The 11,970-nt window shown below is 31.3% G+C and carries 8 protein-coding genes and 1 pseudogene; 7 read left to right on the top strand and 2 right to left on the bottom strand.

The features are described from left to right. Positions 1-12: 12 nt before the first annotated feature. From Q0649_RS05330 to Q0649_RS05340, 3 genes are all read left to right on the top strand, one after another. On the top strand, positions 13-855 hold the full coding sequence (locus Q0649_RS05330; RefSeq protein ID WP_298838425.1) for a fumarate hydratase: 843 nt from the start codon (positions 13-15) through the stop codon (positions 853-855). Positions 856-867: 12 nt separating this feature from the next. Next, positions 868-1,419: a Fe-S-containing hydro-lyase gene (locus Q0649_RS05335; RefSeq protein WP_298838428.1), complete on the top strand. Its 552-nt coding sequence runs from the start codon at positions 868-870 to the stop codon at positions 1,417-1,419. Between the two features lie 122 nt (positions 1,420-1,541). Further along, positions 1,542-2,972 (top strand): anion permease, encoded by a 1,431-nt coding sequence (locus tag Q0649_RS05340; RefSeq protein WP_298838431.1) that lies wholly within the window; start codon positions 1,542-1,544, stop codon positions 2,970-2,972. Between the two features lie 150 nt (positions 2,973-3,122). Here Q0649_RS05340 and Q0649_RS05345 read toward each other — a convergent pair whose 3' ends face one another. After that, the gene (locus Q0649_RS05345; RefSeq protein WP_298838434.1) at positions 3,123-5,117 is read right to left on the bottom strand and encodes a translation factor GTPase family protein; all 1,995 of its coding nucleotides are present in this window, start codon (positions 5,115-5,117) and stop codon (positions 3,123-3,125) included. A 219-nt stretch (positions 5,118-5,336) separates the two neighbouring features. On the opposite strand from Q0649_RS05345, the gene Q0649_RS05350 reads away from it, so the two are divergent. The 4 genes from Q0649_RS05350 to Q0649_RS05365 are packed head-to-tail and all read left to right on the top strand — an operon-like array spanning position 5,337 to position 11,489. After that, entirely contained in the window at positions 5,337-7,721 is a 2,385-nt protein-coding gene (locus tag Q0649_RS05350; protein WP_298838437.1) for a U32 family peptidase, read from the top strand. Between the two features lie 54 nt (positions 7,722-7,775). Further along, positions 7,776-10,142, top strand: coding sequence for an endonuclease MutS2 (locus tag Q0649_RS05355; RefSeq protein WP_298838440.1), 2,367 nt, complete (start codon positions 7,776-7,778; stop codon positions 10,140-10,142). Positions 10,143-10,169: 27 nt separating this feature from the next. Beyond that, positions 10,170-10,628, top strand: a complete 459-nt coding sequence (locus Q0649_RS05360) for a DUF523 domain-containing protein (protein ID WP_298838443.1) — start codon at positions 10,170-10,172, stop codon at positions 10,626-10,628. 18 nt (positions 10,629-10,646) lie between these two features. Then, positions 10,647-11,489, top strand: coding sequence for a hypothetical protein (locus tag Q0649_RS05365; protein ID WP_298838446.1), 843 nt, complete (start codon positions 10,647-10,649; stop codon positions 11,487-11,489). 32 nt (positions 11,490-11,521) lie between these two features. Here the strand turns inward: Q0649_RS05365 and Q0649_RS05370 are convergent. Then, positions 11,522-11,970 (bottom strand): annotated as a pseudogene (locus tag Q0649_RS05370) (arginine decarboxylase); the annotation flags it as partial.

Raw genomic sequence — 11,970 nt, forward strand, 5'->3', positions numbered from 1 at the left:
AGTTGTTGGTTCATGCGTAAAGTGAATGTAAAAGAAATTGAAAATGCTTTAAAAGACATGAGTATTAAGACTAATTTTTATGTGGGAGAAGATGTATTAAGCGCCTTTCATAAAGCTGAAAAGAAAGAAACATCTCCTGTAGGAAGAGATATAATAAGTAATTTGCTTAAAAATGCTGAAATTGCGAAAAATGACCAAGTCCCAATTTGTCAAGATACTGGTATGGCTGTAGTATTTGTAGAAGTAGGTCAAGAAGTTGAGTTAATAGGTGGAAATATTACAGAGGCTATTAATGAAGGAGTACGACGTGGATATAAAGAAGGATATTTAAGAAAATCCGTTGTAGAAGATCCTTTAAAACGAAAAAACACAGGAGATAATACTCCTGCTGTAATCTATTATGATATTGTACCAGGTGATAAAGTAAAAGTAACATTAGCTCCAAAAGGTTTTGGTAGTGAGAATATGAGTAGATTAAAAATGCTTAAACCATCAGATGGTTTAGCTGGTGTACTTGATTTTGTTGTAGAAGCGGTTTCACTTGCAGGTCCAAATCCATGTCCACCTATTGTTGTAGGTGTTGGAATTGGAGGCACATCAGATAAAGCGATGTATCTTGCAAAGAAAGCTTTAACAAGAGACATTGGTAGTCATAATGAGGCAGAGCATTTAAAAGAAATTGAGTTAACTTTACTAGAGAAAATTAATGCACTAGGAATAGGACCTCAAGGACTAGGTGGAAATACTACAGCCCTTGCCGTTAATGTGGAAGCTTTTGCAACACATATTGCTGGATTACCAGTGGCAGTAAATATTAACTGTCATGTTGCAAGACATGCAATAACAATAATATAGGGAGGGGTAAAAATGGAAATTAAGCATATAACTACTCCATTAACACAGGAGAAGTTAAAGAATTTAAAATCAGGAGATAGTGTATTAATATCAGGAACTATGTATACAGGAAGAGATGCAGCTCATCAGAGGTTGGTGGATGCAATTAACAATGGTGATAAATTACCTTTTGATCCAAAAGATGCCATTATATATTATGTAGGACCTGCTCCAACTAAACCTGGAAATGTAATAGGATCTGCCGGTCCAACTACTAGTTATAGAATGGATGATTTGACTGTTCCACTTCTTGAACTAGGTCTTACTGGAATGATTGGAAAAGGGCTTAGAAGCAAAATCGTAGTAGATTCAATGAAGAAAAATGGCGCTATTTATTTTGCTGCAATAGGAGGAGCTGGAGCTCTTATTTCTAAATCAATAAAAGAATGCGAAATTATTGCTTTTGAAGATTTGGGTCCAGAAGCTGTTAGAAAACTTACAGTTGTAGATTTTCCTGCTGTTGTTGTAATAGACAGTGATGGTAATAATCTTTATGAGACGGAAAGAAAAAAATATCAAAAATAGAATAGCAAGATAACCTAGTAGAATTAAATAGGGGGCGTATTAATTAAGTACAAGCCCCCTTATAAAAATAACTTAAGATTTTTGAAGTATTTATAAATAAGTAAAGTAAGGGAGCTTTGATTATGACAAAAAGTTCTAATAATTCGTTATATTCTGATAAGTATATTAAGTTTTCAATAGCAATTATCGTAGGTATTATTATATGGTTTATACCAGCCCCTATTGGAGTTAAACCTCAGGCCTGGCACATGCTTGCAATTTTTGTAGCAACAATAGTAGGGTGTATTTTAAAACCGTTTCCAATTGGAGCATTGTCTATAATAGGATTAACTGTGTCCATTTTAACGGGAACTGTAACTACCAAAATTGCAATTGAAGGTTTTGGCAATAGCAGTATATGGCTTATAGTTATGGCATTCTTTATTTCTAGAGGTTTCATAAAAACAGGTCTTGGAACAAGAGTTGCTTATCTATTTGTAAGATCCTTCGGGAAAAAGACCCTTGGGCTTTGTTATTCAATTATTTTTTGTGATCTTGTAATAGCTCCTGCTACTCCGAGTAATACAGCAAGAGCAGGTGGAATAATTTATCCTATTATAAAATCTCTTTCGGAAGCGTTTGGTTCGAAACCTGAAGATGGAACTGAAAGAAAAATAGGATCTTTTCTTATATTCTGCGAATTTCATGGAGATATTATAACTTCTGCAATGTTTATGACAGCAATGGCAGCCAATCCATTAGCTCAGAGTCTTGCTGCAACTTTTGGAATCAACATCACTTGGCTTGGGTGGTTTATAGCAGCTATTGTTCCAGGTGTTATTTCTCTAATAGTAATACCTCTTATAATTTATAAACTATATGCACCAGAAATTAAAAGTACACCTAATGCACCCAAATTTGCAAATGACGCACTAAAAGCAATGGGTCCACTTAAAAGAAGTGAAAAATTCATGGCTTTAATATTTGTTATAGTACTTCTTTTATGGGTAACAGGAACATTAACTAATATAGATGCAACACTTACAGCATTTATTGGTCTTTCTCTTCTTCTAACTACTGAAGTTCTAACTTGGGATGATGTAAAGAGTGAAAAGGGAGCTTGGGATACACTCATGTGGTTCTCCGTACTTGTTATGATGGCAACTCAGCTTAATAAACTTGGACTAATACCATGGCTTAGTAATGCAATTGGACAAAATGTAAAGGGATTTAGTTGGCCTATTATTTTAATTGTTTTACTTTTAGCTTATTTCTATAGTCATTATATTTTTGCAAGTTCAACAGCACATGTAAGTGCTATGTACTCAGCATTTCTTGGAGTTGCAATAGCAGGAGGCGTTCCGCCTATGCTTGCAGCTATAAGTTTGGGAGTATTTGGAAATCTATTTGCTTCAACAACTCATTATAGTAGCGGTCCTGCACCTATTCTTTTTGGTTCGGGTTATGTAAGTCAGAATAAATGGTGGAGTCTAAACTTTATTCTTGGAATAGTATACTTTATTATATGGATTGGTGGAGGTTTAGTATGGTGGAAAATTATTGGATTGTATTAAATATCGTTCAATGATTTTTATATTTAAATAATTTAAGTTTTTATGCATTCAGCGGAATATGAGTAATGATATTGTTAACTAACTTATGAAAAAATAAAAATTAGATATTATGATAAAACATCTATAGATATTATAGATGTTTTATTTCCTTTATAGTGCATTTCGCACAGAAAGTATAAATTTAGCTCGATCTAGTGGATTTACACCAATTCTTTCCCTTGTGGCTCCTATTTCTAAGGAGCATGGTTCGTAACCTGAAAAACCGGTTGTCATTATTGATTTTCCAGAAGAAATTTTTCCAAGGTTACCTGGATATTCAAGAGAAGTAGATACAGGCATTTTCCCTTTTATTGTAAAAGTGCCGTTATGTATAAACGGAGCTTCAAAATTACCACGCATTTTTATTATATCGTTTAGAACTCTTCCACCTACATTCTCAGGTACTGTAATTCTAAAACTAATTATAGGTTCGAGTAGTGTAGTTCCTATCTCTCGAAGGCCTCTCATGATGCCCATTGCGGCAGAGGCTGCAAAGTCACCTGAACGTGAATGCATAACATGGTCTTCACCCTGGGTGAAGGTTATTTTTAAATCTGTAACTGGCCATCCATAAATTCCTTGACTTAAAATTTTACCAAGGGTATCCTCTATTTCTCTTTGATATTTTATTTTTACATTTTCAGTTCGAACCTTTGATTCATAAATAAGCCCACTTCCTTTTGGCAGTGGCTCAATCAAAAATTCAACTATAGCCCAGCAGGGTTTAGGCATAGTATAACGTGATTCGCCATAGCCACTTGCTATAGGAGTTTCTCTGTAGATAACAGAGGGCGGACCAAAAGTAACTGCTACATTAAATCTTTCCATTAAAATAGCTTCAATATATTCAATTTGAATTTTACCTATAATCTTAAGATGAATTTCTTTCTTTTCTTTCACCCATTCCATGTTAAGAAGTGGATCCTCTTCTTGAAGTATTGTTAAAGCTTCAACTAAAGTTACATAATCTTCTTCTAATTTCGAATAAATTCTTAAAGTGAGAAGAGGAGTTGCAATAGTCTTAAGACTTGGAATGTGAGTTTTGCTTCCAAGGATATCATAAGTGTTACAATTTAAGCCACTTACCATTACTAGATCACTGCTACTAGCTGTTGATACATCAATTGGCTTTTGATTAACAACTTTTTTTATCATAGTGATTTTTTCTCTTTTGTTTGTAGTTACATTTAAAATATCATCTCTAGTCGATATTGATCCACTAAATATTTTTATATGAGCTATTTTTCCTAATGTTTTGTTATGTGAGATTTTATATACAAGGGCTGAAAGTCCTAAATCATCTAAATTCTTAGGTCCTGGGAGATAATCGATTATGCCGTGAAGCAAGTCTTTAATTCCTTCACCTCTTAGTGCTACGCCATATAGCACAGGGTAAATTTGGCCCCTATTTGATTGTATAGTTATCTCATTTTTTAACATTCCTAGAGTTAAAGTTTCATCGAAGAATTGATTTAAAATTTCCTCGTTATTATTACCTAGTATATCTATTATATCTTCAAGTAATTGTTTAAATATTTCTTCTTTTATTGTTATTATATTTTTGTGACAATTTACTTTATCAAATATGTTTTTAACAATAAATTCGTTGTTTTTTTCATAAACTAATTGTAGAGGTATAAGTTTACTAGTTAGAAGTTTTTTCATATCTTTAATAGTTTTATAGGGAGAGGCTCCTATACGGTCGAGTTTATTTATAAAAAATATTGAAGGCATATTTAATTCTTTTAAAGCATTAAAGTATACCTCGGTTTGAGGTTGTACACCTTCGACAGAGGATAATACAACTATAGCTCCATCAAGAACGCCAATACTTCTTTCTACCTCAGAACTAAAATCAATATGTCCAGGAGTATCTATAACATGTACATTAGTTCCTTTGTAAGTGAAATCTGTTTCAGCAGCTTTTACTGAAATACCTCTTTGTTTTTCCATGTCTAAAGAATCTGTATGGGTTGTACCCTTATCTACGCTACCTAGAATCCGACTAGAACCACTTTGGTAAAGTAGTTGTTCGGTTAAAGTTGTTTTACCAGCATCTACATGAGCTACTATTCCAATATTTCTAATATTATTTTTTATCGCCATATTAATATCTCCATTAGCTAATTTTGTACTAGGCCTTCTTAAATAATAAATAAGAAGTAAGCTAGTCTATTTTTTATTATATTCCATTATTATTGTTGTGTCCATTGGGATAAAGTATGAAAAAATATTGTTATATTAGTGCAAAATTTTTTAATGACTTAATTTATTACAACATTTATTGTATAATAAGACATAGAAGACTTATTAGGAGAGATGCAAATGAAGAAGATTGAATTATTAGCACCTGCTGGCAGCATGGAAAGTGTATATGCAGCAGTACAAATGGGAGCAGATGCGGTTTATATAGGGGGAAGCAAGTTTTCGGCAAGAGCTTATGCTTCTAATTTTGATCAAGAGAATATAACTCTTGCATTAAATTATTGCCATATTTATGGGGTACGCGTATATGTTACTTTAAATACCCTAGCAAAGGATAATGAATTAAAAGAAATTATGGAGTATGTAGGATTTCTGTATAGTATTGGAGTCGATGCTTTAATTATCCAAGATACTGGTTTGATATATTTGATAAGAAACAATTTTCCAAATTTTGAGTTGCATGCGTCAACGCAAATGACTATTCATAATGGAGAAGCTGCATTATTTTTAAAGAAGATTGGGTTTAAAAGAATAGTTCTGTCAAGAGAACTTAGTCTAGAGGAAATTGATTACATATCTAATACTTTAAATGTGGAAACGGAAGTTTTTGTTCATGGAGCTTTATGTATATGTTATTCAGGACAATGTCTTATGAGCAGCATTATTGGTGGCAGAAGTGGAAATAGAGGCAGATGTGCCCAACCATGTAGATTGCCATATACGCTGATAGATAAGGATAATAACAAAGAACATAAAGCGTATCTTTTAAGCCCTAAGGATATTTGTACATTAGATGGGTTAAAAGACATAGTTGCAAGTGGTACATCCTCATTAAAAATTGAGGGAAGAATGAAAAGAGCAGAATATGTTGCAGGTACTGTGAAAATATATAGACGTGCACTTGATAATATTTATAATAATAAGATACAAAAATTAGATAATGATATTAAAGTTTTAACTCAATTATTTAATAGAGAAGGATTTTCAAAGGCATATTTATATGGTAATACTGGAAGAGATATGATGGCATATAAAGTTCCTAAAAATTCTGGAATTCCAATTGGCATTGCATCCAGCGATTTAACAGTAACATTATTAGAGAATATTGCTTTAAAAGATGGTGTAATGTTCCTTGAGGATGGATTTATAATATCTAAAATCATAAAAAATGGAGTAGAGGTTGAAGTAGCACTAAAAGGTGATAAAGTTTTATTAAAACCAACTAAATTTAAAGCTGGAAATTCCTTGTATAAAATAACAGATGTTCAATTAATGAATAAGCTTGCAGAAAGCTTTAGTGAAAAATATAGTAGAAAAATTGGAATAAATCTTTTAATAGAATTTAGTGTGAATAAACCTCTAAAAATCAGCACCAATTATCTTGGAAGAACTTTTGAAATGATCGGAGAACTTGTTCAAAAGTCGATAAATAAGCCACTAGATAAAGATCGCATAATTAAGAGTTTATCTAAAACAGGAGATACACCTTTCTTAATAAATGAGGTGACTTTTGAAAGTTATGAAGATGGATTTATGAAAATGTCATCATTAAATTTAGTGAGGCGAGAATTAATAGAAGCTGTGCAAAATTCTATAATAGAAAAATATAAACGAGAGAATACTAATAGACAGATTAATTATAATAAAGGACTTGCACTACAAGAAGATAATAAAGATATAGAATTAACAAATGAAATTATGCCAGAAACTCTTATAGTAGTTTCTAGTGATGAACAATTAAAGGCTACAATGAAAATGGGATTTAATAATATTGCTATAAATCATTTTATGCGAGGGTATAAAATCAATTTAGGTATAAAAGATCTAAATAAAAAGGATGTAAATATTTACATTAAGGTTCCAAATATTATTAAAGGTGAATTTGAAAATATCTGTGAAATTATAGAAAGTAATTTAGGAAATATAAAAGGTATTATCACTGCTAATTTAGGAATAATTAGTAGATTCAATAAAAAAACCAATGTTATTGGTGATTATAAATTAAATGTTTTTAATAGTTATTCAGGAGATTTCTATAAAAATTTCCTTTCCGGAACTTGTATTAGTGCTGAATTAAATGCAACGGAGATTAAAAAAATATCATATAAAAGTTCATTACCACTTCAAATTATGGTATACGGAAAATATGAACTTATGGTTAGTGAGTATTGCGTCATTGGTAGCGTTTTTGGTAATAAGAGTGAAAACAAGACTTGTCTTGGTAATTGCAGCAAAGGAGATTATACACTTAAAGACAGAAAAGGTGTAGAATTTAGTATTAGAACAGACAAATATTGTAGAAGTTATATTTATAATAATGTGCCGGTTAATTTGATACCTAACATTGAGGAAATTAAAAAGAATAAAATTGCTTCATTTAGATTAGATTTTATAGAAGAAAGTTATGATGAAACTATTGAAGTCCTTACAAATTATATTGACAAAGAGTGGAAAGGAGATTTTAAAAATTATACAAGAGGTCATTATAAAAGAGGCGTTGAATAATACAAAGTATACGTCAATAATTTAAATTTTTTAACAAAGGGAAGACGGTGGAACATGAATACAAAATCATTAAAGGTTTTAGAATATTATAAAATTAAAGAAAAGATTAAAGCATACGCTCATACTAAGGCAGGTAAAGATATTATAGATAATTTAGAGCCTTACACAAATGTATATGAAGTTCGCGAACATTTACAAGAAACTAATGAGGCATTACTTCTTTTATCAAGAAAGGGAAGTGCTCCTTTTGAAGGTATATATGATGTTCGCTCTGCAATAGTAAGAGCGTCAAAAGAAGCAACACTTATGCCAATGCAACTACTGCGAATAGCTCAAATGCTACGTTGCGCTAGATTGTTTCAAAATTATGTTGGAAGCAATGGGGATGAACTTTCTTCTAGAGTTTTAGAAGATATATGTATTGGAATTGTACCAATAAAAAAATTAGAAGATGAAATTTTTATTGCTATAATTAGTGATGAAGAAATATCTGATAGGGCTAGTAGTTTACTTTTTAGTTTAAGAAAATCTCTAAAAGATAAGAATGCTTCTGTAAAGGATAAGGTAACTTCATTAGTCAGGACTTATGCTAGATATCTTCAAGAGAGTCTTTATACTATAAGAGGTGATAGATATGTAATTCCAGTTAAAATAGAACATAAAGGGAGCGTTCCAGGAATTGTGCATGACCAAAGTTCTTCAGGAGCTACACTTTTTATTGAGCCAATGAGTTTAGTAAATTTAAACAATGAGATTAAGGAAATAATGCTAAAGGAAAAAGCTGAGGTTGAGAGAATTTTAGCAGAACTTTCCTATAAAATATATGAAAATATAAATATTGTTTCAAATAATGCAAACATAGTATGGGAATTAGATTCTATTTTTGCAAAAGCAGGGTATGCAATTGAAATTAATGCTATTATTCCAAAGGTTAATGAGGATGGAATAATAGATATAATTGAGGCAAGGCACCCACTTATAGATCCAAAGGTTGTAGTACCTAGCAATATATATTTAGGCTCAGATTTTACGTCCCTTGTAATAACAGGACCTAATACAGGTGGTAAAACGGTAACGTTAAAAACTGTTGGGCTAATACAACTTATGGCTATGAGTGGAATTTTAATTCCTGCAAGAGAAGGGTCTATTGTAAGTTTTTTTGATGAGATTTTCGCTGATATAGGTGATGAACAAAGCATAGAGCAAAGTTTATCTACTTTTTCTTCTCACATGACAAATATAGTAAATATAATTGCAAAAGCAGATATAAAATCTTTAGCTCTATTTGATGAATTAGGGGCTGGTACAGATCCGACTGAGGGAGCAGCACTAGCTGTTTCAATACTTGAAAATTTGAGAGCAAGGGGTACAAAAGTAGTTGCAACTACTCATTATAGTGAATTAAAGGGATATGCGTTAAGAACTTCCGGAGTTGAAAATGCTTCTGTAGAATTTAACGTGGATACTTTAAGCCCAACCTATAGATTAATAATTGGAGTACCAGGTAAATCAAATGCTTTTGAAATTTCAAAAAGATTAGGACTTCCTGATTATATTATTAAAAGTGCTAGAGAAAATATTTCTAAAGAGACCTTAGAGTTTGAAGAATTAGTACAAAGCTTACAAGAAAAGAGCATAAAGGTCGAGAGCGATGCTAGGGAGTCTGAGATTTTGAAATTAGACGCTAGAAAACTAAAAGATAAATATCAAGAAAAATTATACAAACTTGAAAATATTCGTGAAAATGCAATGTATGAAGCTCAAAGGGAAGCAAAGAAACTTATAAAAAATGCTAAAGAAGAATCTGATGTTATTCTTAAAAATATGAGAGAACTAGAAAAGCTAGGATATTCATCTGAGGCAAGACAAAAGCTTGAAGAGGAAAGAAAAAAAATTAAAAATAAGCTTGATAATATAGAAATTCATGTAGAAAAAAATAAAGATGATTTAGGTGAAAAGTTAAAAAATGTAAAACAAGGAGAAGAGGTATTTTTGCCATCTCTTAACCAAAAGGTAATTGTAATTTCAAAACCTGATAAAAAAGGTGAGGTGCAGGTTCAAGCTGGTATCATGAAGATAAATGTTAAAGTAGATGAGTTACGTGTATCAAAGCTTTCTCAGGAAGATAAGAAAAAAGCTAAGATAAAAAAGAGAGAAATGAAGCTAAACTTAAGTAATGTATCTACTTCGGTAGATCTTAGAGGTATGGATTCCGAGGAGGCTATTTTTACTGTTGATAAATATTTAGATGAAGCTTTCCTTGGGGGACTTAAGGAAGTTACCATTATCCATGGTAAGGGAACAGGAGTTTTAAGAAATGCTATTACTGATATGCTAAAGAGGCATGGTCATGCTAAAACATATAGATTGGGGAATTATGGTGAAGGTGGTAGCGGAGTTACTGTAGTCGAGATTAAATAATAAAAGACTAAAAAGGGACGGTTAAATATGGTTATTGTGAGTGCTTGTTTATGCGGTATCAATTGTAGGTATGATGGTGGCAATAATTTAGATGAGCGTGTACTTAAACTATTAAAAGAAGGAAAAGCATTGCCTGTTTGTCCAGAACAACTAGGAGGGCTAGAGACTCCACGGGAACCACGAGAAATTTCAAGTGGAAATGGTCTTGATGTAATAAATGGGAAAGCAACTATTATTGGATTTGGAAATAATGAGATAACTTCAAAGTTTTTAAAAGGTGCTTATGAAACTCTAAAAATAGCAGAGGTTATAGGAGCAACTTGCGCTGTTTTAAAGGCGAGAAGTCCATCTTGCGGAGTTTCTAAAATATATGATGGAACATTTAGTAGCACTTTAAGGCCAGGAAATGGAGTTACAACTCAGTTATTATTATCTAGGGGTATAAAGGTGTTTTCAGAAGAAAATTTAGATGAAGTAGAATTTTAATTAAGGAGGGTAATTTAAATGTCAACATATTCACTAGTGCCAAAGGAAATATTAGAATGCATAAAAACATATATTAAGAGTGGTGAAGCAGTTGAAATATCTGACTTATTAGAAAATGATAATATTTTATATAGAGAAATTATATTTTTTAAGAAATGGTCTAAAAATAATACTAAAGTACCACTTGGGTATCTTTATATCGATGAAAAAAATGAAATCATTTTTCAAAAGACACTTCAGAAAAGATTAGCAAAATTAGCTTATTTTTTAGAAATATTTTATAATACAGAAAATAAAAGCTACATAGTGAATACATTTCAAGATGAGGGTCAAGTCAAAAGGGATAATGATACTTATAAATTGGTAACGGATGGACTTGATATCCTAACTAAAGACGGAAATATGGATACGCAGAAAGTTAAACAAATGGTGCTTAAATTGCCTGATTTTTGTGAAGAAAACAATAAAATCTTAAAAGCATTTATGATTGTATCTAAGAAATATAAGGATGAAAAAAAGTATTTTAATATAGATATGTTAGAAAAATTATTAGTAACATATAGAGAGTCGCTAAGTATAAATCTAAAAAAGATAAGACTGGTATATTCAGTAAAAGAGTGTTATGAAAATATTAAATTAGCTTCTGAAAAAAAGATGAAACCAATTTTTATTAGAATTAACTTTAAATTAACAAAACCATTAATAAAAACAAGTTACATGATGGACTTTTTTATTAAAGTGGTTAATAGTTGTGAAATAATAAGTGAAATGACAGATTTACAATATTTTAAGTACTTAGGAACTATTGAAGAAGCAAATGTTAATAATAGAGTAAAATTAATTAGAAGTAAAAAGAACTAAAAAGAACTCCAAAATTGGAGTTCTTTTTAGTTCTAGTCAACAGTTATGTGCACTGCATCTTCTTCAAGAACAACTTTTATATATTCAACTTCAGGGTCTTCAGTTCCTTGAACATATAGTCCAGTGTTTTTTAGTTTCTCAACATAATCCACAATTTCCTTAGTTATTCTTTCTCCAGGGCAAAGAACTGGAATGCCAGGTGGATAAGCCATTAAAAATTCACCACTTATCATACCAACACTTTTTTTGATTTCAACAGCGGTATTTACACTATTGAATGCTTCCCTAGGTATTTGAACTTGCTCTGGAATACTAGGAATATCAATAAAATCAATTTTTTTTGTTCCTTTACCATAATACTCATAACTTATTTCTTCTAGAGCTTTTAGTAATTGATCCATTCCATCTCTAGTATCACCAAAAGACCCAACTGCTAATATATTATAAATATCAGATAATTCCATTTGTATGTGATATTTAT

Origin of the sequence: uncultured Clostridium sp. (genome assembly GCF_937920395.1) — a bacterium.
Taxonomy (GTDB): Bacteria; Bacillota; Clostridia; order Clostridiales; family Clostridiaceae; genus Clostridium_AD.

What these genes read in the sequence shown, in the direction of transcription:
- Q0649_RS05330 (WP_298838425.1), top strand. Translation starts at nt 13, where the DNA reads ATGCGTAAAGTGAATGTAAAAGAAATTGAAAATGCTTTAAAAGACATG.
- Q0649_RS05335 (WP_298838428.1), top strand. Translation starts at nt 868, where the DNA reads ATGGAAATTAAGCATATAACTACTCCATTAACACAGGAGAAGTTAAAG.
- Q0649_RS05340 (WP_298838431.1), top strand. Translation starts at nt 1,542, where the DNA reads ATGACAAAAAGTTCTAATAATTCGTTATATTCTGATAAGTATATTAAG.
- Q0649_RS05345 (WP_298838434.1), bottom strand. Translation starts at nt 5,117, where the DNA reads ATGGCGATAAAAAATAATATTAGAAATATTGGAATAGTAGCTCATGTA.
- Q0649_RS05350 (WP_298838437.1), top strand. Translation starts at nt 5,337, where the DNA reads ATGAAGAAGATTGAATTATTAGCACCTGCTGGCAGCATGGAAAGTGTA.
- Q0649_RS05355 (WP_298838440.1), top strand. Translation starts at nt 7,776, where the DNA reads ATGAATACAAAATCATTAAAGGTTTTAGAATATTATAAAATTAAAGAA.
- Q0649_RS05360 (WP_298838443.1), top strand. Translation starts at nt 10,170, where the DNA reads ATGGTTATTGTGAGTGCTTGTTTATGCGGTATCAATTGTAGGTATGAT.
- Q0649_RS05365 (WP_298838446.1), top strand. Translation starts at nt 10,647, where the DNA reads ATGTCAACATATTCACTAGTGCCAAAGGAAATATTAGAATGCATAAAA.